Source organism: Mycobacterium sp. SMC-11 (assembly GCF_046250095.1).
Taxonomy (GTDB): domain Bacteria; phylum Actinomycetota; class Actinomycetes; order Mycobacteriales; family Mycobacteriaceae; genus Mycobacterium; species Mycobacterium heraklionense_A.
Genome location: NZ_CP176430.1, coordinates 3,777,927 through 3,800,614, shown reverse-complemented (window position 1 = coordinate 3,800,614; position 22,688 = coordinate 3,777,927). Strand labels below are relative to the sequence as shown.

Sequence of the window (22,688 nt, the reverse complement as noted above, 5' to 3'; positions counted from 1 at the left end):
GGTGATTCAGCAGGAATCGCGGTTGAAGGTCGCCGACAACACCGGCGCCAAGGAGATCTTGTGCATCCGGGTGCTCGGCGGCTCGTCGCGGCGATACGCAGGCATCGGTGATGTCATCGTCGCAACCGTCAAAGACGCCATCCCGGGCGGCAACGTCAAGCGGGGTGATGTCGTCAAGGCCGTCGTGGTGCGCACCGTCAAGGAGCGTCGCCGCGCCGACGGCAGCTACATCAAGTTCGACGAGAACGCGGCCGTGATCATCAAGGCCGACAACGACCCGCGCGGAACCCGCATCTTCGGGCCGGTCGGTCGCGAGCTGCGCGAGAAGAAGTTCATGAAGATCGTCTCGCTGGCACCGGAGGTGTTGTAGATGAAGGTCCACAAGGGCGACACCGTTCTGGTCATCGCCGGTAAGGACAAGGGTGCCAAGGGCAAGGTCCTGCAGGCTTACCCCGCCCGCAACCGTGTGTTGGTCCAGGGCGTCAACCGGATCAAGAAGCACGTCGCGAACTCGGCCAACCAGGCCGGCGCCTCCTCGGGCGGCATCGTCACCCAAGAGGCCCCGATCCACGTCTCCAACGTGATGGTCGTCGACTCCGACGGACAGCCCACCCGGATCGGCTACCGGGTGGACGCCGAGTCCGGCAAGAAGGTTCGCGTCTCCAAGCGCAACGGCAAGGACATCTAGAGATGACGACTGCAGAGAAGATCCAGCCTCGGCTGAAGGTGCGCTACCGCGAGGAGATCCGGGACGCGCTCAACAAAGAGTTCAACTACGCCAACGTGATGCAGATCCCGGGCGTGGTGAAGGTCGTGGTGAACATGGGTGTTGGCGAAGCCGCCCGGGACGCCAAGCTGATCAACAACGCGGTCACCGACCTGGCCGCGATCACCGGCCAGAAGCCGGAGATCCGTAAGGCCCGCCTGTCCATCGCACAGTTCAAGCTGCGCGAGGGCATGCCGATCGGTGCTCGGGTCACCCTGCGTGGTGACCGGATGTGGGAGTTCCTGGACCGGCTTACCTCGATTGCTCTGCCGCGTATCCGCGACTTCCGCGGGCTGTCGGCCAAGCAGTTCGACGGTTCCGGCAACTACACCTTCGGGCTGGCCGAGCAGTCGATGTTCCACGAGATCGATGTGGACTCCATCGACCGTCCGCGGGGGATGAACATCACCGTCGTCACTTCGGCGACCAACGACGACGAAGGACGAGCGCTGCTGCGGGCTCTCGGCTTTCCGTTCAAGGAGAACTGACCACATGGCTAAGAAGGCGTTGGTTATCAAGGCGGCCCGCAAACCCAAGTTCGCGGTGCGCGCCTACACCCGCTGCAACAAGTGCGGCCGCCCGCGCGCGGTGCTCCGGAAGTTCGGCCTGTGCCGAATCTGCCTGCGCGAAATGGCGCACGCCGGCGAGCTGCCCGGTGTGCAGAAGAGCAGCTGGTGAGGGTGGAGGAGCAGCCTAAATGACTATGACGGATCCGATCGCGGACTTCCTGACCCGTCTGCGTAACGCCAACTCGGCGTACCACGACGAGGTGACCCTGCCGCACTCGAAGATCAAGGCGAACATCGCCGAGATCCTCAAGCGCGAGGGTTACATCACCGACTACCACGTCGAAGATGCCCGGGTGGGCAAGTCGCTGGTGGTCAACCTCAAGTACGGCCCGAACCGGGAGCGCAGCCTCGCCGGTCTGCGCCGGGTGTCCAAGCCGGGCCTGCGGGTCTACGCAAAGTCGACCAACCTGCCACGGGTGCTCGGCGGCCTGGGCGTGGCGATCATCTCCACGTCCTCGGGTCTGCTCACCGACCGTCAGGCGGCCAGGCAGGGCGTGGGCGGCGAAGTCCTCGCGTACGTGTGGTGAGGGAGTAGCAGACATGTCGCGTATTGGTAAGCAGCCGGTCCCGGTTCCCGCCGGGGTCGACGTGACCATCGATGGTCAGAACGTATCGGTCAAGGGGCCCAAGGGCACCCTGGAGCTCACCGTGGCGGAGCCGATCAACGTTGCTCGCAACGATGACGGCGCCCTCGTGGTGACCCGGCCGGACGACGACCGGCGCAACCGGTCGTTGCACGGCCTGAGCCGCACCCTGTTGGCCAACCTGGTCACCGGTGTGTCGGAGGGCTACGTCCGCAAGATGGAGATCTTCGGCGTCGGCTACCGCGTCGCGCTCAAGGGCAGCGACTTGGAGTTCGCGCTGGGCTACAGCCACCCGGTGCTGATCAAGGCTCCGGAAGGCATCACCTTCGCGGTGGAGACGCCCACCAAGTTCTCGGTCTCGGGCATCGACAAGCAGAAGGTCGGCCAGATCTCGGCGAACATCCGCCGTCTGCGTCGCCCCGACCCCTACAAGGGCAAGGGCGTGCGCTACGAGGGTGAGCAGGTTCGCCGCAAGGTCGGAAAGACAGGTAAGTAGTCATGGCGCAATCACAAAAAGGCACCCCGGACCGCAAACCCGTCGGGCAGAACATCTCCGAGGTTCGGCGTGCGCACCGGATTCGTCGGCACGCGCGGCTGCGCAAGAAGGTGTCCGGCACCGCCGAGCGTCCCCGCTTGGTCGTGCACCGCTCCTCGCGGCACATCCACGTCCAGCTGGTCGACGACCTCGCTGGTCACACGGTGGCTGCGGCGTCCTCGATCGAGGCCGACGTGCGGGGTGTGGACGGCGACAAGAAGGCCCACAGTGTGCGGGTCGGCCAGCTGATCGCTGAGCGTGCCAAGGCCGCCGGCGTCGAGAACGTGGTGTTCGACCGCGGTGGCTACACCTACGGTGGTCGCATTGCGGCACTGGCCGACGCGGCACGCGAGGGCGGATTGAACTTCTGATGACCGACGTGAAGATGACTGGAAGGACCGCATGATGGCGGAGCAGCCGACAGGGGCCTCCTCGGCAGGTCCCGACACGGGCAGTGCCCCCCGCAGCGACGGGCGCGACAACCGTGACAACCGCGGTGGACGTGGTGGCCGCGACGGCGGCCGTGGCGGCCGCGACAACCGGGACGGCGACAAGAGCAACTACCTGGAGCGCGTCGTCGCGATCAACCGGGTGTCCAAGGTGGTCAAGGGTGGCCGCCGGTTCAGCTTCACCGCTTTGGTGATCGTCGGCGACGGCCACGGCCTGGTCGGCGTCGGCTACGGCAAGGCCAAGGAAGTGCCTGCCGCGATCGCCAAGGGTGTGGAGGAGGCTCGCAAGGGCTTCTTCCGGGTGCCGCTGATCGGTGGAACCATCACCCACCCGGTGCAGGGTGAAGCCGCCGCCGGCGTGGTGTTCCTGCGCCCGGCCAGCCCGGGTACCGGTGTGATCGCCGGCGGCGCGGTGCGCGCCGTGCTGGAATGCGCGGGCGTGCACGACATCCTGTCCAAGTCGCTGGGCAGCGACAACGCGATCAACGTGGTGCACGCCACCGTTGCCGCGCTGAAGATGCTGCAGCGTCCCGAAGAGGTGGCGGCCCGTCGTGGCCTGCCCATCGAAGATGTTGCGCCGGCCGCGATGCTCAAGGCTCGTCGCGAGAGCGAAGCTCTGGCTGCCGCCGCGGCGCGGGAAGGCACGGCGTAATCATGGCTAACCTGAAGATCACCCAGGTCCGCGGCACCATCGGTGCACGTTGGAAGCAGCGCGAGAGCCTGCGCACCCTGGGCCTGCGCAAGATCCGCCAGTCGGTGGTGCGTGAGGACAACCCGCAGACCCGTGGGCTGATCCGGGTTGTTCACCACCTCGTGCAAGTGGAGGAAGCAGAATGACCATCAAGCTGCACGACCTGCGCCCTGCGCCCGGGTCGAACACCAAGAAGACCCGCGTCGGCCGCGGTGAGGGTTCCAAGGGTAAGACCGCGGGTCGCGGCACCAAGGGCACCAAGGCACGCAAGAACGTGCCGGTCCGGTTCGAGGGTGGGCAGATGCCGATCCACATGCGGCTGCCCAAGCTCAAGGGCTTCCGCAACCGGTTCCGCACCGAGTACGAGGTCGTCAACGTCGGCGACATCAACCGGTTGTTCCCGGAGGGCGGGACCATCGGTCTCGACGAGCTGGTCGCCAAGGGTGCCGTCCGGAAGAACACGCTGGTCAAGGTGCTCGGCGATGGGAAGCTGACGGTCAAGGCCGACGTCACCGCCCACAAGTTCAGCGGCAGCGCCCGCGACAAGATCACCGCAGCCGGGGGCTCCGCCACCGAGCTGTAGGGACTGTCTCTTCAGTTCCACAAAAGTCCACAGAATCGCACCCCGTGTTTATCACGGGGTGCGATTCTGTGTTTGCTGGACATTTGGTGAACCGCCAAAAAATTAATGATTGATATGCCGTTCACAGCCTTATATAACCATCGTAGGACGTGGTGATGTACGTCACTCGCCCCCGTTGCGTTCCGAGGAAGGCATGGGCATATGAGTCGTCGATTGGGTTCAGATTCCGGGCGGCGCACTGCCCCTCGCCGCGTCGCGGGCACCGGCGGCACGATCGCCGCCTTCCTGGCGTTCGGGATGACGCCGTTAGCTGCGCCGCCGCCCGCCGCGGCGGACTTCGGATTCGACGACATCCTGGCCTGGCTCGGCTGGGATGGCGACCCCCACGGGGGGCTCTCGAGCGGGGACGGCTTCAGCTGGCCGGCTGACGCGAGCTCCTGGGCCGAGCAATTCCAGACAGACCTATGGCTGCCGCTGCACGCCCAGCTCGAGGACTGGATCGCCAGTCCGTTCGGCTCCCAGGTCAACGACGTGATCAACGAGCTGCTCAAACCCTTCACCCTGCCGGGCTTCTGCGGCATCATCTGCGACGGCGCCGACGGGACAGCGGAGAATCCGGACGGTCAGGGCGGGGGCCTGTTCTTCGGCGACGGCGGCGCGGGATGGACGAGCACCGAGGCCGGAGTCGCGGGCGGTAATGGCGGTGTCGCCGGCGGCCTGGGCAACGGCGGTGACGGTGGTGCGGGCGGACTTGGCGCCGACGGCGGCATGGGCGGCGCCGGCGGGGAATGGATGGGCAACGGCGGCCGCGGTGGCGACGGTGGTGCGGCCGCCATCGTTGACGGCGTCCTGCTGGCAGCCGGGGACGGTGGCGCGGGCGGCGGCGCCGGCCATGTCCAGGACTTCTTCGGAATCGGCGCGGCCGGCAATGGCGGCGACGGCGGTAACGGCGGCGCGGGTCTGGGCGGTGCCGCGGGCGCCAATTCCAGTAGCGCCGGGGTTAACGGGGGTAATGGTGGCGCGGGCACCGCCGGGGGCAAGGGCGGTGCCGGCGGTGCCGGGTCCCTGTGGCTGGGCGACGGCGGCCGCGGCGGCAACGGCGGAACGGGCGGCAACGGCGGCGCGGGCGGTGCTGGGTTCGGCGGGCCGGCGGGGTCGTTCGCCAACGGCGGCGACGGCAACGGCGGGAACGGATCCAGCGGTGGCAACGGCGGCGACGCCGCCCGCGGTGGCCAGGCCGGCGCCGGGGGTGCGGGTGCGTACCTGTTCGGCGCGTCCGGCGCCGCGGGCACGGCGGGCTCGGACGGCCACGCAGGTGTCGGCGGAAACGGAGGCAAAGGCGGCGACGGCATCGACGGTGTCGCCGGCACCCTCACCGACCCCGACGGGACGGCCGGCGGCAACGGTGGTCGCGGCGGCAACGGTGGGCTCGGGGGCCTGGAGATCGACGGCAGCACCCACGCAGCGGACGGCAACGGCGGCGCCGGGGGCATCGGTGGAAACGGCGGCGCGGGATATGACGCCGCATCCGATGCCGGTGCTGGGCCCGGCCTCTCCGGCGGGCGCGGTGGGGCCGGCGGCGACGGTGGGGCTGGCGGTACCGGAGCCAGCGGAGGCGCCGGCGGTAATGCCGGGGACGGCGGACGCGGCGGGGATGCGACGGGTGGGCTGGCGGGAACGGCCGGCGTCAACCCTGGTGACGCCGGAACCGCCGGGAAGGCCGGTGGCAACGGTGGGGCGGGCGGTGCCGGCGGGCAGGGCGGCAATGGCGGCGCCGCGACCTTGCCGACCGGTACCGCCGGCGTCAACGGGAACGGCGGCGACGGTGGGGCGGGTGGTGATGCGGCGGCCGGCGGTGCGGGGGGCGACGGCGCCGCCGGCGGCGCGACCAACCGTGACGGCGGCAACGGAGGCGCGGCCGGGGACGCGGGCATCGCGGGCGGCGGCGGGACAGGCGGCGCGGCGGGGACCGGCGGGGCAGCCGGCACCGGCGTTGCGGGTTCGAACGGAGCCGACGGGTCAAACCCGGAGCCGGACGCCACGCACGGTGGCAATGGCGGGGAGGGTTTCACGTCGACGACGCCCGGTGTTGCGGGTGGCGCGGGCGGTGCCGGCGGCAGTGGTGGGACTCGCGGTACCGGCGGTGCCGGCGGCGCCGGTGGCGACGGGGGTGAGGATGCGGCCGGTGGCCGGGGCGGCGCCGGCGGGGCCGGCGGGACGATAACCGGCGACGGCGGCGCCGGCGGCAACGGCGGTGCCGGCCAAGGCAGCGGCAATGGTGGTGACGGTGGAGCGGGTGGCAACGCCGGCGCGACCGGCAACGGTGGGCAGGGCGGCACCGGCGGTGACGGAACCGGAATCGCAGGAAGCACCGGCGGCCATGGCGGCGACGGCGGCGATGGCGGCACGGAACGGGGTGACGGCGGCGCAGCCGGAAACGGCGGAGCCAACGGCGGCAGCGGCGGCAACGGCGGCGACGCCGTGGGCAGCGGCAACGGGGGCAACGGTGGCGACGGGACCGCGGGGGCTACCGGCGCGGACGGCGCCACCGCGCTGCTCCCCGGTGGCGCCGGGGGAGACGGCGTCGCTGGCCAGACCGGCGGCAGTGGCGGCATCGGGGGTGACGGCTCCGGTGCGGGCAACCACGGCGGAAAGGGCGGGGTCGGTGCCGCCGGCGGCAACGGCGGCAAGGGCGGTGACGGCGCCGACGGTGCCGACGGCACTTTCGCCAACGGTGGTACCGGCACCGGCGGCAACGGGGGCGCCGCGGGCAGTGGCGCGGCCGGCGGTGCCGGTGGCGCGGGCGGAGCCGGCGGGCAGGGCCTCAACGGTGCGACCGCCGGTCTGGCCGGTGGGGGCGGCGCGGGCGGCAATGGCGGTGACGCGGGCGCGGCCGCCGACGGCGGAGATGGCGCCGACGGCACCGCCGTACACCACGACGGTGGCAACGGCGGCAATGGCGGAGCCCTCGGTGGGGCCGGCGCGGCAGGCGCTGGAGGATCGGGCTCCACACCCGGCGACGACGGCCACGCCGGCGCCGGGCCGTCGGGCCCGCAGGGCAACGGCGGCGACGCGGGCCACGGCTACGACGCAGCGAGCGATCCGACCGCCCCGGCCGGCACGAGCGGCGGCAACGGTGGCGCCGGCGGCACCGCCACCGCATTGGGAACCGGCGGCCTGGGCGGCAACGGCGGCGACGGCGCCACGGGCGCACGGGGTGTCGATGGCGCGGTCGCGGGCGCTGACGGCACGACCGGCGGGGCGGGCGGTAACGGCGGCAACGCCGGCTCCGGAGGCGCCGGCGGTGCCGGCAATGGCGCTGACGGCGTGGCCGGTCATGGCGGTGCCGGTGGCCGCGGTGGTGATGGTGCCGACGGTGCGGCAGGTGTGGCGTCGACGCAGGCCGGGGTGGTTGGCGGCGCGGGTCAAGCCGGTGGCGCTGGCGGTGACGGGGGCATCGGGGGCACCGGGGGTTTGACCGCCGGTGGGGCGGCCAGTGGCTTCGACGGCGCGCAGGGTGCCGGCGGTGACGGGGGCGACGGCGGGGTGGGTGGCCGCGGGTTCGACGGGGTGAGCGGTGGTGTCGGTACGGCCGGCGATGACGGGGTCAATGGCACCGCAACCCAGGCGAGCACGGCCGGTACCGCCGGTGGTGACGGTGTCGCCGGCGGGTCGGGCAGTGCCGGTGGTGTCGGTGGTGCCGGTGGTGCCGCCGGGCATGGGTCCACCGATGGGTTGCAGGGCCTCGGTGGTGTGGGTGGCGCCGGCGGTAACGGCGGGACCGGCGGAACCGGGGGTTCCGGAGGCAAGGGTGGCGACGGGTATGACGCGGCCTCGGATCTGGGTGCGGCGGCCGGGACCCGGGGTGGTGATGGCGCGGTCGGTGGTGCCGGCGGCGCCGGGGGCGCCGGCGGCGCGGCGGGCGCCGGTGGTGCCGGCGGTGTAGGTCGCGGTGGTCAGGCCGCCGCGGGGGCTGACGGCAGTGTCGGCACCCAGGGCGGCGGCGGGGTTGGTGGTAACGGCGGATCCGGTGGCGATGGGTCGGTGGGTGCCCGGGGCGCTGATGGTGTCGCTGCGGGCGCTGCCGGCTCGACCGGTGGGACCGGCGGTGGCGGCGGTAATGCCGCAGCCGGCGGTCTAGGCGGTCTCGGGGCCGGCGGCGTGCGCGCCGCCAGCGGTGCCGATGGGGTGGCTGGCCATGGTGGTGCCGGTGGCCGCGGTGGTGACGGCGCCGACGGTGCTACGGGTGCGGCGTCGACGCAGTTCTTTGTGCCCGGTGGCGTGGGTCAAGACGGTGGTGCTGGTGGTGATGGGGGTGCTGGAGGCCTGGGTGGTTTGACCGCCGGTGGGACGGCCAGTGGCTTCGACGGCGCCCAGGGTGCCGGTGGTGATGGTGGCGACGGCGGCGTGGGTGGCCGCGGCTTCCATGGCACCGCCGGCGTCGTGGGGGCCTACGGCGGTGACGGGGCCAACGGCACCGCAACCCAGGCGAGCACGGCCGGTATCGAGGGTGGTGTCGGTGGTACCGGTGGGACCGGCACGCAGGGCGGTGCGGGCGGCAATGGCGGTGCCGCTGGTCACGGTTCCACCGATGGGCTGCAGGGCCTCGGCGGTATCGGGGGCACCGGCGGCGATGGCGGCACCGGTGGTGTCGGCGGCAACGGCGGCAACGGTGGTGACGGCTACAACGCCGCGGCTGACCCGACCGCGGCGCCGGGGACCAACGGTGGTGACGGTGCGGCCGGTGGTGCCGGAGGCAACGGCGGTGCCGGAGGAGTCGGGGGCGCCGGCGGCGCCGGCGGCATCGGCCGAACAGGGCAGGCCGCCTCGGGCGGGCAGGGCGCGGCCGGGGGCCAGGGCGGCGCCGGCAGCGGCGGCGACGGAGGCAAGGGTGGTGACGGTGCGGCCGGCGGAATCGGGCAGACCGGCGCGAACGGTGGCACCGGAACCGTGGGGACAAGTGGAACCCCGAACGGCGGCACCGGGGAGACCGGACACACCGGTGGGAAAGGCCTGACCGGCGGCAACGGCGGCAGCGGCGGTCAGGGCGGCGCGGCGGGCAGCGGGTCCACCACCGGCTCGGTGGGCCTCGGCGGCAAGGGTGGCAACGGCGGCACCGGAGGCACCGGTGGCACCGGCGGCAACGGCGGCACGGGCGGTGACGGCTACGACCAGACCGGCACCACCGGCCTGTCCGGCGGCAACGGTGGTGCCGGCGGTGTGGGCGGCACCGGCGGCGCGGGTGGCAGCGGCGGCCAGGCCGGCCTCGGCGGCCTGGACGGGGCCGGTGCCAACCAGGCGGCCTCGGGACTCGTTGGTGGCACCGGTTTGCAGGGGGCCGGCGGTAACGGCGGCCAGGGCGGCGCCGGTGGTGACGGCGCGACCGGCACCACCGGCGGCAACGGCAACGCCGGCGGCACCGGCATTGCCGGTACCGCCGGCACCCCGAACGGCGGCACCGGGGGCACCGGCGGCAACGGAGTCGACGGCGGCACCGGCGGCAACGGCGGAACCGGCGGTCAGGGTGGCGCCGCCGGAGTCGGGAGCACCAGTGGCAGCGTCGGCGCCGGCGGTAAGGGCGGCGACGCCGGCGATGGCGGTGCGGGTGGCGATGGCGGTGTCGGCGGCACCGGCGGCGCCGGTTACACCTCGCCGACCGCGAACGGCACCGACGGCGGAAACGGTGGAACCGGTGGCAGCGGCGGCAATGCCGGACACGGTGGTGCCGCCGGCACTGCCGGCAGTGGCGGTCTGAACGGAGCCGGCGTCAGCCCAGCCGCCTCCGGCATCGGAGGCACGACCGGCAGCGACGGCCACGCCGGTGCCGGCGGCGACGGCGGTGTCGGCGGCAACGGCGCGCAGGGCACCGCCTCCGGCTCGGTGAACACCACGGCCGGGACCGGCGGCAAGGGCGGCACCGGCGGGAACGGCGGTCAGGGCGGCCTGGAGACCGACAACGCCACCCGCGCCCAGCAGGGCGACGGCGGCGACGGCGGCAACGGCGGCAAGGGCGGCACCGGAAAGGACGGCTCCGACGGCAGCAACATCGCCGTCACCCCGCCGCAGACGGGCGGTACTGCCGGCGCGGGCGGTGTCGGTGGCACCGGCGGAGACGGATTCAACGCCGGCAACGGCGGCCAGGGCGGCACGGGCGGTACCGGCGGTACCGGCGGTGACGGCGCCGATGCCTTGGCCAGTCTTCTCGGGCCGCAGGTGGGTGGCACCGGCGGTGTCGGCGGTGTCGGCGGTGTCGGTGGTGTGGCCGGAACGGCCAACGGCGGAGCCGCCGGTAGCAACGGTGACGGCGGCAACGGCGGAGTCGGTGGCGACGGCGGCAAGGGCGGAAGCGTTCTGCTCGGCGTGATCGGCGCGGGCGCCCAGGGCGGCACCGGTGGCAACGGCGGGGTGGCCGGAGTGGGCGGCGGCAGCGGGGCCGGCCAAGGAGCCGCCGGGGTCAGCGGCGCCGGCGGTGACGGCGGGCACGGAGGCGACTCGGCCATCACCATCGTCGGAGCCAGCGGGGGACTCGGCGGCACGGGCGGCACCGGCGGGGCAGCCGCCAACCAGGCCGACAGTGTTGCCGGCCAAGGCGGCGCGGGCGGGCACGGCGGTGACGGCCTGGCCGGAACCATCGGCGGCGGCAAGGGCGGTACCGGCGGAAACGGCGGTGTGGCGAGCAACGCTGCTGGCAGCATCGGCGGCCAGGGCGGAACGGGTGGCACTGGCGGCACCAACCTCGCCGGTCTGGCAGTCGGCAGCGCCGGTGGCACTGGCGGTACCGGTGGCGCCGCCGGGAGCGGCGTCAACAGCGTCGGCGGCCAGGGCGGTACCGGCGGAACCGGTGGCAGCAACGTCGCCGGTGCCTTGTCCGGCGGCGCGGGCGGCTCCGGTGGGACCGGCGGAGCCGGCGGCAGCGGGATCGGCAGCATCGGCGGTGCCGGCGGCACCGGCGGCACCGGCGGTGACAACCTCCTCGGTGTCGCCCCGGGCAGCACCGGCGGCTCCGGTGGCACCGGTGGTGCCTCCGGGACTGCAGCCGGAAGCACCGGCGGCGCCGGCGGGACCGGCGGAGCCGGCGGCGGCAATGCCTTGAGTGTCTTGGGCGGTGACGGTGGCTCCGGCGGTAAGGGGGGTGCCGGCAGCGCGCCGGGCACCACAGGTGGCGACGGCGGCGACGGCGGCGCGGCCGGTGGCGACTTCATCGGTGTCCTCACCGGCTCCGGCGGCACCGGAGGCACCGGAGGAAACGGCAATGGGGCACCGGGCGGCACCGGCGGCGACGGTGGCTCGGCAGGCGGGACGGCAGGCCAGCCCGGTAGCGCGCCGAGTGGAAGCACGGGCGGGGCCGGCGGCGCCGGCGCGCCGGGGCACATCGTCGGCGGATAGCCGACCGGACTTTGGTCGCCCGGGTATGTCCGGCGGCGCCGGTAGGCTCAAAATCATGTTCTCCCTGTTGACCGGCGTGCCCGGCCTGGACGACCTGCGCAGCGTCGCGCGCCGCATCGACACCGCCCGGCACCACGGTGTGCCCAACGGCGTCATCCTCGAACTCGACCTGCAGGAGCTGCCCCACGAGACCGGGGCCTTCGACCCGCTGGCCCTGATCCGATCCGGTGGTCGGCCGCCGGTGCTGCGCGATGTGGTGGCCGCGGTCCACCGTGCCGCCGAAGACCCGCGCGTCGCGGGACTGATTGCCCGCGTGCAGCTTTCGTCGGCTGCCGCCGGACCGGTGCAGGAACTGCGGGCGGCGATCGCCGAGTTCTCCGCCGTCAAACCATCGCTGGCGTGGGCCGAAACCTACCCGGGCACGCTGTCTTACTACCTGGCTTCGGCGTTCGGCGAGGTCTGGATGCAGCCGTCGGGGACGGTCGGGCTGATCGGTTTCGCCACCAACGCGACCTTCCTGCGCAGTGCGTTGGGCAAGGCCGGCATCGAGGCGCAGTTCGTCGCCCGCGGCGAATACAAGTCGGCGGCCAACCTGTTCACCCAGGATTCCTACACCGATGCGCACCGCGAGGCCGACACCGCGTTGGTGGAGAGCCTGCACGCCCAGGTGCGCGCGGCCGTCGCCGAATCCCGCAAGCTCGATGCCGACACCGTCGATGCCCTGGCCGACAAAGCACCGCTGCTGCGTGACGACGCGGTGGCCTCGGGCCTGATCGACCGGATCGGATTCCGTGACGAGGCCTACAACCGGATTGCAGCGTTGGCCGGAGGCGAGGAGACCACCGGCGCCGACGACGACGGCGCACCACCGCGGCTGTACCTGGGGCGCTATGCCCACGCCACGGCCGGCGGGCCGGGGCCAACCCTGCCGGGGCGCAAGCCCAAGCCGGCGATCGCGGTGGTGACGGTGTCCGGGGCGATCGTCAGTGGCTCGGGCGGGCCGCAACTGTCGCCGCTGGGCAACCGCAATGTCGGTGGCGACACGATCGCCGCCGCGCTGCGCGAGGCCGCGGCCGATGATGAGGTCGCCGCAATCGTGCTGCGGGTGGACAGCCCGGGCGGCTCGGTCACCGGGTCCGAAACCATCTGGCGAGCGGTGCAGCAGGCCCGCGCGGCGGGTAAGCCGGTGGTGGCCTCGATGGGCGCGGTGGCGGCCTCCGGTGGGTACTACATCTCCGCGGGCACCGACGCCATCGTGGCCAACCCCGCCACCATCACCGGATCCATCGGCGTGGTGACCGGCAAGCTGGTCGCCCGCGAGCTCAAGGACCGGCTCGGCGTGGGGACCGACTCGGTGCGAACCGGCGCCAACGCCGACGCCTGGTCGATCAACGCCCCGTTCACCGCCGAGCAGCAGGGACAGGTCGAGACCGAAGCCGATTTGTTCTACAACGACTTCGTCGCGCGGGTGGCGCAAGGCCGCAACCTGTCCACCGATGCGGTGGACGCGGTGGCGCGCGGGCGGGTGTGGACCGGTGCAGATGCGGCCGAACGCGGGCTGGTCGACGAGCTGGGCGGCCTGCGCACGGCGGTACGACGCGCCAAGGTGCTGGCCGGGCTCGACGCGGACGCGCAGGTCCGCACCGTGTCTTACCCCGGCTCGTCGTTGTGGGAGTTCGTCCGGCCGCGCCAGTCGTCGCAGCCGGCGGCAGCGCTGTCCGATGCGGTCGGCAGCCTGCTGGTGCGGTCGCTGGCCGGGGTCGTTGACCAGGTCGAACGCTCGGTCAACGGTGCGCACGTGCTGTGGCTGGGGGAGTCGCGCTGGTAAAGCACGTAACTTCGAATCAACAATTCTCTTCGCGGCAGTAAAAGCTCGGTAACACCTCTTTAACGGGCGCCGCCCATGCTTACAGCCATGAAACGGTTACTGCTGCTGGCAGGTTTGAGCGCGATGGTCGGCCTGGCCGCCCCCGCCAACGCCACGCCCTCCGGCGTCGATGGGCAGTTTCTGGCCACACTCTCCGGTGCGGGGCTGAGCCACCGCGCCGGCGACCAGGCAACCGTGTCGGCAGGCCGCGCGGTGTGCCAGCTGATGGACGCCGGACTGTCCCCGATGGACACCGTCGTCGCGGTGCAGGCCACCAACCCGGGATTCACCATCCAGACCGCCGGCCAGTTCGCCGCGATCTCGACGGCGCACTACTGCCCCCAGTACATGTAGGGGTCAGGACTGCAGCCGGGAGCCCAACACGTCGCGGAACAAAGCCTGGCGCAGCGCGAGTTCGCGAGGATCGCTGTAGAGGTGAAAACCCAAGCGGTTCATCACATACGAATAGCCGATGCCGGTGTCGGGATCGGCGAATCCAAAAGAACCACCGAAACCCGGTGTGCCATAAGCCCTGTCCGAGGAACCGAAGGCCGAGGCGAACGCCGGCTTGGACAACCCCAGCGAGAACACCACCTCCACACCCAATACCTTGTCGCGTTCCCCGCGAGACGGGGGTGCCGGCATCGCGGTGAGTTCGTCGTGCACATCGGGCCTCAGCGGTAGCGCCGGATCCGCGGTTGCCGCAGCGCCGTAGAGCCGCGCGATCGCCGAGGCGGAGCCGATCCCGTTGGCCGACGGGATCTCCACGGCGCGCACCTCGTCGCGGTTGTAGTCCCCGTCCCAGGGTTTGATGTCGCGGGGCAGGGAACTCGCTCGTCCCAGCAGCCCGAACGGGTTGAACGACGCCGCCACCAGGGCCGCCGGCATCACATTGAGGTGCAGTAGCGACTCTGCGCGCTTCCATTGGTGCAGCAACGCCACCTGATCGCGGGTTACCGACGTCGGCAGGCCGATGTGCAGGTTCAGCCCGAGGGGCCGGGCGATCTCGTCGGCGAAGAACTTGCCCAAGGTGCGCCCCGCCGGGTCGGTGCGACGGATGAGTTCGGATTCGTACCAGCCCAACGTGATCGCGTGATAGCCGTGCCTGGTGCCGGGCGCCCACAGCGGTTTCTGCGCGGCGAGCATGGGCGCCAGTCGATCCGGGGCGGCGACATCGGCCAGCATGGGTGCGGGCTTCAGCGAGCTCAGCCCGGCCTGATGGCCCAGCAGCTGGCGGACTGTGACGTCCCCCTTGCCGGCCTGGGCGAACTCCGGCCAATGGGTTGCCACCTTGTCGTCGTAGCCGAACAGTCCCCGCGAGACGGCCAGTGCCACGGTCAGGGCCGCCACGCCCTTGGTGCTGGAGAAGACGTTGACCATGGTGTCGGGCTGCCATGGTGCACGCGTAGCCCCGTCGCGGTAGCCGCCCCACAGGTCAACGACTTTGACGCCGTTGCGGTACACCGAGACCGCGGCGCCCACCTCCCGGCCTGCTGCGAAGTTGGCCCGGAACGCATCGGCGACCTTGCCGTAGCCCACATCGACGTCGCCGCAGATCAGTTCTTGGGGAACCTTGACCTTGAGCACCATGGGCTGGTTATACCGTTGCCGGTCACCGGGCTATCGCCGAATGGCGATTTCGCCGGGGCCTTCCGTGGACGACCCCTTCAGTCAGCCGTCGCCCCGGCGCTGGCCAGGCGGCCCAACGTTGCGATCCCGCGACCGGTCCCAGCGGATGTCGGGTCGGTGCGCGGGATCGTCCGATAGGGCCTTTAGTCCTTTTCGAGGGCCTCGCTATTTCAATATGGGGGCTGACTCGTAGGCAATATTACCTAATACGTGGCGACGGTCACAGCCATCGGTAAATCATGATGTCGCCCATATGGCGCACCTCTCAATTTCGGCTAATTCTCAGGTCAATCATGGTTTATCGCAGCACGAGGCTCTGTGAATACCTAATTTTCAATTCGTCGGAGTCGTCAAATTCAGCTAACTTGCAGCGCGAGTGAGTCGTTACGGTTCGCGGATTTCATGCTGAACCGGCGATTAATTAGGCAATGAATTCAGAAATTGAGAGGTTCGGCATGAAACAGAGTCGTGACCGTCGGCAAAGTGGCCGTTCGGGTGCCGTCGCTCGGCGGGTGGCGGGCGCCGGAAGCGCAGTCGGGGCGTTCCTGGCTTTCGGGGTGGGGCCGGTGGCAACCGCACCGTCCGCCCGAGCGGACTTCGACGACCTGATCATGCAGCCAATCCTGGAGATGTTCGACTCCTGGTCGGTCGGCTCGGACCCATGGTTCACCGGATCGTCGGATGACCTTCTCGGCGGCCTCGACGCCGGCGCAGCGTTGGACTCCAGCATTTTCGCCTTCGACCCGACGCAACCGTTGGGCCCCTGGCTGGCGGAGATGGACCACGTGCTCTACACGGGCTTCCAGAACTACGTCTACCTGCCGCTGTACGCCATCAGCCAAGACCTGATGGGCTACGCCGAACCGCTGCTCAACATCGTCAACCAGCCCTTCGTCGACCTGTTCGGCCGGGTGCTGATCGGTAACGGCATCGACGGCTTCGACGGTGTCAACGACTCGTTGCTGGGCAGCTCGGGACTCTTCGGCAACCTCGGCGACGGTGGTTTCCTGTTCGGCGACGGCGGCGCCGGGGTGGCCGGTGACGCCATCAACGCCGACGGCGGGATCGGTGGAGCGGCCGGACTGATCGGCAATGGCGGCGCCGGTGGTGCCGGACTCGCTGGTATTGCCGGTGGCGACGCCGGTAACGGCGGTGACGGCGGTGCCGGTGGCTGGCTGCTGGGCAACGGAGGCCTGGGCGGTGCCGGCGGTGTCGGTGGAATCGGCGGTGGCGCAGGTGGTTTCGGTGGAACCGGCGGCGCGGCCATCTTCATCGGCAACGGCGGCGCCGGTGGTGCCGGTGGCGCCGGAGGTTTCGGTGGCGACGGTGCCGACGGAGCCACGTTCGGCGCGAGCGGTGATCACGGCGGCTTCGGCGGCATCGGCGGCAACGGTGGTACCGGCGGCCGCGCGGGCTTGCTGTTCGGTGCCGCGGGCAACGGCGGCAACGGTGGTGTCGGCGGCGACGGTGGCGCCGGCGGTGATGGTCAGAACGGCCTGCATGGCACCAACGCCGGTGGCGCCGGCGTCAGCAGCGGCCTGCCCGGGCAAGACGGCATGGACGCCGGTAACGGTGGCAACGGCGGCAACGGTGGCGCCGGTGGAAACGCGGGCAAGGGCGGAGCGGGCGGATTCCTCGGTATCCACCCGGCTGGTGCGTCCGGAGCGGCCGGGGCCGGCGGCAGCGCCGGTGACGCCGGCAATGCCGGCAACGGCGGCAACGGCGGTAACGGTGGCAACGACGGAACGGGCCTTTCCGCAGGCGACGGCGGTAACGGTGGCGCCGGCGGTGACCGTGGCATCGTCGGCATCGCGGGACTCGGTGGTCTGAACAGCGACGGCACCCGCGCCGCCTCCGGCGCGGACGGCGCGGTGGCCATCAGTGGTGGCAACGGCGGTCACGGCGGCAACGGCGGCAACGGCGGCGTGCTCGCCGACGGCCAGGGTCAGAACGGTGGTGCCGCCGGAAACGGTGGCGCCGCAGGCCGGATCGGCGACGGCGGTAACGGCGGTAACGGCGGCCATGGCGGCGACAGTGCCGCCGGTGCCGACGGCGCCAACCCCGGCGACGCCGGTGTGGACGGCAAGGTCGGCGGTTACGGCGGCAACGGTGGACACGGTGGCGCCGGTGGACGCGATGCCGGGAACTCCGGCAATGGCGGCAACGGTGGCAACGGCGCGGATGGCGGCGACGGCGGAGCCGGTGCCAACGGCGCGGACGGGATCCTTCCGGGCCAGGACGGCCAGGATGGTGGTCGCGGCGGCAGCGGCGGTGACGGTGGCGCCGGCGGTAACGGTGGCAACGCGGGCGTCGTCTACAACGGCGTGGTCGGGCTCAACGGCAACGGCGGCGACGCCGGTAACGGCGGCAACGCCAACACCCCCGGCAACGGTGGCAACGGCGCGGCCGGTAATGCCGAGAACCCCAACGGCGGCAAGGGCGGCAACGGTGGCGACCCCGGTACGGCGGGCAACGCCGGCGTGGCCGGTGTGCACGGCACCGGCGGCAATCCGGCCAGCGGTGTCAACGGTCTCGACGGAGTGGCCGGGACCGGAGTCACCGGGATTCACGGCAACGGCGGCAACGGTGGTGCCGGCTATGACGCCGCGGCCGACCCGAACGCCGTTCCGGGTGCCGACGGTGGGGCCGGCGGTGCCGGCGGTCACGGTGGCCTGATCGGCAACGGCGGCAACGGTGCCGCCGGCGGTGGCGGTGCGCTGGGCGCAGTGGGTGCTGACGGCGACGTGCCGGGCGCATCCGGTGGTACCGGTGGCGCCGGCGGCAACGGTGGTGCCGGTGGCGCGGGCGGTAATGGTGGCGCACTCGCCGGTAACGCCGGCAACGGTGGTAACGGCGGTGACGGGGCAACGGGCGGCAGCGGCGGTACCGGCCAAGACGGAGCAACCGGGGTGGCCGGCGTCGACGATGGCGCGGGTGGCAACGCCGGCGACGGCGGCAACGGCGGCGTGGGCGGTAACGGCGGCGTAGGCGGTAATGCCGGAACCGCGGCCAACGGCAACGGCGGCAGCAACGGTGACGGCGGGAACGCCGGTGACGGCGGAAACGCCGGGAACGCCGGCAACGGCGGAACCGGTGCCGCCGGTGACGCCGACAACCCCGACGGCGGTAAGGGCGGCGACGGCGGCAACCGCGGACAGGCCGGCCTGGGCGGCACGGGTGCCGGGGCCGGCACCGGCGGCAGCGGCGGCACCGCCGGAAGTGACGGCGCGGCCGGCGCGGACGCCACCGCGGGTGGCAACGGCGGCAACGGCGGGCGCGGCTTCGACGCCATCGACCCGGGAACCAACGGCGGTAACGGCGGTGCGGGCGGTAACGCCGGAGCTATCGGCACCGGTGGCGACGGCGGCGCGGGCGGTACGGGCGCCAACGGCCTGGCGGGTGTGACCGACGGCAACGGCAACGGCACCCTCGGCGGTGACGGCGGTCGGGGTGGTAACGGTGGCGCCGGTGGCGCCGGCGGGACCACCTCCGGTGATGCCGGCAACGGTGGTGTCGGCGGGGCCGGCGGCGTCGGCGGCATCGGCGGAAGCGGCGCCAACGGCACCGCCGGTGTCGACGCCACCCTGCCCGGCGGCAACGGGACCGACGGCGGCGACGCCGGCAACGGCGGTATCGGCGGCACGGGTGGTAGTGGCGGCAACGGCGGTGTCGGCGGCACTGCCACCGACGGCAAGGATGGCAACGCCGGCGACGGCGGAGTCGGTGGTGCGGGCGGAAACGCCGGCAACGCCGGTAACGGCGGTGCCGGTGGCGCCGGCCTAGGCGGTGGTGCCGGTGCGGCGGCCGGCAATGGTGGCGACGGCGGCGACGGCGGCGTGCGTGGCACGGCCGGGGCCGGCGGCCAGGGCGGAACCAGCGGCGACGGAGCCACCCAGGCGGCCAACGGTTCCACCGGCGCCAATGCGACCGGCGGCGACGGTGGCGCCGGCGGCAAGGGCGGTGCGGCGACCAACGCGAACCAGACCGGCGGCGACGGCGGCAAGGGCGGTAACGCCGGTCCCGATGGCCGCGGTGGTAACGGCGGTGCGGGCGGCAACGGCTACAACGGCGCCAACGGCACCAACTCCACGGACCCGAGCGTCGACGGCACCAACGGCGGCAACGGCACCGCAGGCGGTAACGGCGGTGCGGGCGGTCTGGGCGGCACCAACTCCGGCGTCGGGGGCAACGGTGGAGCCGGCGGTGCCGGTGGCAACGGCGGCAATGGCGGCCACGGCAGTAACGGCACCACCGGAGGCAATGGCACCGGTGCCAACCCGGATGGCTCCGCCGGCGGCGACGCCAGCAACGGCGGAAACGGTGGCAACGGTGCTGCCGGCGGTAACGGTGGCGTGGCCGGTACCGGCGCCAATGGCAGCGGCTCCGCCGGTGCCGGTGGCAAGGGCGGCAATGCCGGTAACGCCGGCAATGCCGGCAACGGCGGTAACGGCGGCGACGGGATCGCCACCAACACCACCGGATCGGGTGCGCACGGCGGTCACGGCGGCGCCGGCGGCGACGGCGGCGACCGCGGTACCGCAGGAACCGCCGGCACGGGCGGTACCGGCGGTGACGGCAGCCAGGCTGCGAACGGCAAGGCCGGGTCGACCGGCACCGGCGGTAACGGTGGCAACGGCGGCAAGGGCGCCGACGCGACCAGCACCGGCCAGTACGGCGGCAACGGCGGCAAGGGCGGCAACGCCGGCGCTGACGGCAACGGCGGTAACGGTGGTGACGCCGGTAAGGGCGCCAACGCCCCGACCGGTCCCGGCACGACCGGCGGGACCGGGTCGACCGGCACCGACGGCGATCAGTCCGGCAACCCCAACGGCGGCACCGGCGGTACCGGCGGCAATGGCACCGGAATCGGCGGCAAGGGCGGAAACGGCGGCACCGGTGGTACCGGCGCCGACGCCGGTAGCGCGCCTGGCGAGTCGGCAGGTGCCGGTGGCACCGGTGGTACCGGCGGCAACGGGTCCAACGGTGCCGACGGTGGCTACGGCGGTAAGGGCGGCGACGGCGGCCTCGGCGGTAGCAACTCCGGTAACGGCGGTAACGGCGGTCAGGGTGGCGCCGGCGGTAACGGCAGCAGGGGCGGCGACGGTGGCGCCGGCGGTGCCGGTGCCAGCGGCGGCAACGGCAGCGCGACGAACCCCAACGGTGGCGCCGGCGGTAACGGCGGCAGCGGTGGTAACGGCGGCAGCGGCGGAAACGCGGCCGGCGGCAACCTCGGCGGTAAGGGTGGTGCGGCCAACAACCCCAACGGCACCGCGGGCCAAGACGGTGGCAACGGTGCGGACGGCACCCCGGGTGGCCCCGGCGCCGCCGGGCCTGGTGGCCCGGCCGGCGGTGGCGGTTCGGCTGCCGGCGGCGGCACCGCGGGCCCGCCTGGACTGCCCGGCGAGGGCGGCAAGGGCGGCGGGGTCATTCCCCCGAGCTGATAGCGCGGCCACCTGCGCAACACGACAATGGCCGCCGGCCCTTCGGGACCGGCGGCCATCGTCGTTGTGGTGGCGAAATGCCGTTTAGAGCCGAATCGCCTCGATCGCAATCGAATTGCGCAACCGGGCCACGATCTCACCGTCGGGAAAGGTGCGACCGTAGTCGGCGAACACGGTCTCTCGGCCGCGCTCGCGCACCTGCCACCCGCGCTCGGTCAGGTATGTCCCAACCGGGTTTCGCTCGCCGGAGTACACCAGGGTGGTGATGTCGAGATCCAGCCCCTGGTCGGCGAACCGCTGACCCAGCGACTGGTTCGAGCCGCTCAGCGTGGCCGCGCCGTCGGGGTGGTACTCGGTGGCCACCCGGCTGCCCGGGGCGCTCAGCGCGGTGATGTGGTCGAACAGCCGGTCCTGCGCATCCGGCGGCAGGTAGATGAGCAGGCCCTCTGCGCTCCACGCGGTGGGCTTCGTCTCATCAAAACCGCTGTCGCGCAACGCAGCCGGCCAGTCATCGCGCAGATCGACGGCCACGGCGCGGCGATCGGCGGTCGGCTGGGCTCCCAAGTCGGCCAGCGTGCGGGACTTGAACTCGATCACGTCGGGCTGGTCGATCTCGTAGACCACGCTGCCCTGCGGCCAACCCAGCCGGTAGGCCCGCGAATCCAGTCCAGCGGCCAGGATGACCGACTGCCGAACGCCGGCGTCCGCGGCTTGGCCGAAGAAATCGTCGAAGAACCGGGTGCGCACTGCCATCACGGCGGTCATCGGTTCGGCGGCGGACTTGGCCTCGGCGGCCACCGCCGGATCCAGCGTGCCGTCGACCATCTTGGTGAAGAAGTCGATCCCGACCGCCCGCACCAGCGGCGCCGCGAAGGGGTCGGAGATGATCGGCTCGGCTTCCGCGGTGGCCAGCGCGCGGGCAGCGGCCACCATGGTGGCGGTGGTGCCCACGCTGGACGCCAGGTCCCAGCTGTCGTTCTCAGTGCGTGCCATGGCCGTCAGCCCCGGACCGCGCTGATGTAGGCCAGCTTGCCGAAGCCGGGCTCCTCATCGACGTCCAACGGTGGCAGCCCGTACTCGGCGAACAGCGCGCCGACGTCGTGGCTGTCGACCCGCCAGTCGTGCCCCGCCAGATAACTGCCGGCTTCGTTGCGGTCCCCGAAATAGAGCAGTTCGGCCAGGTTGATGTCGACCCCGTGGCTGCGCATCCGTTCCGCGGACTCCTGCATGCGCCGACGTGCCTGTTCTTCGGTGGCCGCGTCGAGGCCGGGAGTGCTCTCGGTGGCGATCCGGCTGCCCGGTGCACTCAGGGCGGTGACGGTGTCCAACAGCCGATCCTGCGCATCTGGGGGCAGGTACCCCAGCAGTCCCTCCGCGCTCCAGGCAGTCGGCAGGGCGGGATCGAAGCCGGCCGCCTGTAGCTCCGCCGGCCAGTCCTCGCGCAGATCGATCGAGACGGTCCGCCGATCGGCGGTGGGCTGCGCGCCGTGGGCGGCCAGCACCCGGGTCTTGAACTCGATCACCTCGGGCTGGTCGACCTCATAGACAATGGTGCCGGCCGGCCAGTCCAGCCGATAGGCACGCGAGTCCAGCCCGGAGGCCAGGATGACGGCCTGGCGGATGCCGGCGGCGCCCGCGTCGGTGAAGAAGTCGTCGAAGAAGCGGGTGCGGGCCGCCATGTTGTCGGCCATCCGGGCCATGTCCTTCGGGGCTTTATCGCCGAAGTCTTCCGGGGCGATCTCACCGTTGGCCAACCTGGTGAACAGGTCCAGTCCGACGGCGCGCACTAACGGTTCTGCGAACGGGTCGTTGATCAGGGGATGGGTGGCCCGGCTGGCGATCGCACGGCCCACGGCCACGCCGGTGGCGGTGATTCCCACGCTGGAGGCCAGGTCCCAGGTGTCTCCAGGAAATCGGCCGGTACTTGCCATGGTGCACACTCCTATCTCTCTAGCTGCTAGCTAGCTCTGCCGGTCGACCGCCGCCGGGAAGTTAGTTAGCGTATTTAACGAGCCATCGCCGACTGTACGCCGCTACGCTGATCGCGCGCTGGCAGTGCCGCCGACGCCCGCCCGGCCCGCGGTGCGCAGCTGTTACTCTCGTAGACTGCTGACGCGCTTAAGACACGCGTGGCCTCGTCGTGATCGGCCGGCACGTGGACGCGAAAACGCAGGACTAACCCAGGACT

Annotated in this window: 17 protein-coding genes; 14 read left to right on the top strand and 3 right to left on the bottom strand. The window is 72.1% G+C overall.

What is annotated here, in order from left to right; all coding sequences use genetic code 11:
• Window position 1: 1 nt before the first annotated feature.
• The 13 genes from rplN to ACKY0X_RS17955 all read left to right on the top strand — a co-directional run bounded on the left by rplN (window position 2) and on the right by ACKY0X_RS17955 (window position 13,784).
• Complete coding sequence (rplN, locus tag ACKY0X_RS18015) at window positions 2-370, top strand: 50S ribosomal protein L14 (RefSeq protein ID WP_024440402.1); 369 nt, start codon at window positions 2-4, stop codon at window positions 368-370.
• Window positions 371-688, top strand: a complete 318-nt coding sequence (gene rplX, locus ACKY0X_RS18010; protein WP_065041417.1) for a 50S ribosomal protein L24 — start codon at window positions 371-373, stop codon at window positions 686-688.
• 2 nt (window positions 689-690) lie between these two features.
• On the top strand, window positions 691-1,254 hold the full coding sequence (gene rplE, locus ACKY0X_RS18005; RefSeq protein WP_046285615.1) for a 50S ribosomal protein L5: 564 nt from the start codon (window positions 691-693) through the stop codon (window positions 1,252-1,254).
• 4 nt (window positions 1,255-1,258) lie between these two features.
• Window positions 1,259-1,444 (top strand): type Z 30S ribosomal protein S14, encoded by a 186-nt coding sequence (locus ACKY0X_RS18000; protein WP_024440399.1) that lies wholly within the window; start codon window positions 1,259-1,261, stop codon window positions 1,442-1,444.
• Window positions 1,445-1,463: 19 nt separating this feature from the next.
• Window positions 1,464-1,862, top strand: coding sequence for a 30S ribosomal protein S8 (rpsH, locus tag ACKY0X_RS17995; RefSeq protein ID WP_046318371.1), 399 nt, complete (start codon window positions 1,464-1,466; stop codon window positions 1,860-1,862).
• 13 nt (window positions 1,863-1,875) lie between these two features.
• Complete coding sequence (gene rplF / locus ACKY0X_RS17990) at window positions 1,876-2,415, top strand: 50S ribosomal protein L6 (RefSeq protein ID WP_065041419.1); 540 nt, start codon at window positions 1,876-1,878, stop codon at window positions 2,413-2,415.
• 2 nt (window positions 2,416-2,417) lie between these two features.
• Window positions 2,418-2,825, top strand: coding sequence for a 50S ribosomal protein L18 (gene rplR, locus ACKY0X_RS17985; RefSeq protein WP_409427136.1), 408 nt, complete (start codon window positions 2,418-2,420; stop codon window positions 2,823-2,825).
• A gap of 34 nt (window positions 2,826-2,859) precedes the next feature.
• Complete coding sequence (rpsE, locus tag ACKY0X_RS17980) at window positions 2,860-3,555, top strand: 30S ribosomal protein S5 (protein WP_105295603.1); 696 nt, start codon at window positions 2,860-2,862, stop codon at window positions 3,553-3,555.
• Between the two features lie 2 nt (window positions 3,556-3,557).
• Complete coding sequence (gene rpmD, locus ACKY0X_RS17975; RefSeq protein ID WP_019738973.1) at window positions 3,558-3,740, top strand: 50S ribosomal protein L30; 183 nt, start codon at window positions 3,558-3,560, stop codon at window positions 3,738-3,740.
• A complete protein-coding gene (gene rplO / locus ACKY0X_RS17970; protein ID WP_065041421.1) occupies window positions 3,737-4,177 on the top strand; it encodes a 50S ribosomal protein L15 in 441 nt (146 codons plus the stop codon). The genes rpmD and rplO overlap by 4 nt, the downstream gene beginning before the upstream one ends.
• Window positions 4,178-4,378: 201 nt before the next feature.
• The gene (locus ACKY0X_RS17965; RefSeq protein ID WP_409427135.1) at window positions 4,379-11,563 is read left to right on the top strand and encodes a PGRS repeat-containing protein; all 7,185 of its coding nucleotides are present in this window, start codon (window positions 4,379-4,381) and stop codon (window positions 11,561-11,563) included.
• 55 nt (window positions 11,564-11,618) lie between these two features.
• Window positions 11,619-13,391 carry a signal peptide peptidase SppA gene (sppA, locus tag ACKY0X_RS17960; RefSeq protein ID WP_409427134.1) on the top strand — a complete coding sequence of 591 codons (1,773 nt, stop codon included), beginning with the start codon at window positions 11,619-11,621 and terminating at the stop codon, window positions 13,389-13,391.
• Between the two features lie 87 nt (window positions 13,392-13,478).
• Window positions 13,479-13,784: a DUF732 domain-containing protein gene (locus ACKY0X_RS17955; RefSeq protein ID WP_067969804.1), complete on the top strand. Its 306-nt coding sequence runs from the start codon at window positions 13,479-13,481 to the stop codon at window positions 13,782-13,784.
• A gap of 3 nt (window positions 13,785-13,787) precedes the next feature.
• Here the strand turns inward: ACKY0X_RS17955 and ACKY0X_RS17950 are convergent, their stop codons facing one another.
• On the bottom strand, window positions 13,788-15,020 hold the full coding sequence (locus ACKY0X_RS17950; RefSeq protein WP_409427133.1) for a serine hydrolase domain-containing protein: 1,233 nt from the start codon (window positions 15,018-15,020) through the stop codon (window positions 13,788-13,790).
• Window positions 15,021-15,514: 494 nt separating this feature from the next.
• Here ACKY0X_RS17950 and ACKY0X_RS17945 point away from each other — a divergent pair, with 494 nt between their 5' ends.
• The gene (locus tag ACKY0X_RS17945) at window positions 15,515-20,500 is read left to right on the top strand and encodes a PE family protein (RefSeq protein WP_409427132.1); all 4,986 of its coding nucleotides are present in this window, start codon (window positions 15,515-15,517) and stop codon (window positions 20,498-20,500) included.
• Between the two features lie 84 nt (window positions 20,501-20,584).
• On the opposite strand, the gene ACKY0X_RS17940 is transcribed toward ACKY0X_RS17945, so the two are convergent.
• Window positions 20,585-21,493: an SAM-dependent methyltransferase gene (locus tag ACKY0X_RS17940; protein WP_409427131.1), complete on the bottom strand. Its 909-nt coding sequence runs from the start codon at window positions 21,491-21,493 to the stop codon at window positions 20,585-20,587.
• 5 nt (window positions 21,494-21,498) lie between these two features.
• Window positions 21,499-22,431 carry a class I SAM-dependent methyltransferase gene (locus ACKY0X_RS17935; RefSeq protein WP_409427130.1) on the bottom strand — a complete coding sequence of 311 codons (933 nt, stop codon included), beginning with the start codon at window positions 22,429-22,431 and terminating at the stop codon, window positions 21,499-21,501.
• Window positions 22,432-22,688 lie beyond the last annotated feature (257 nt).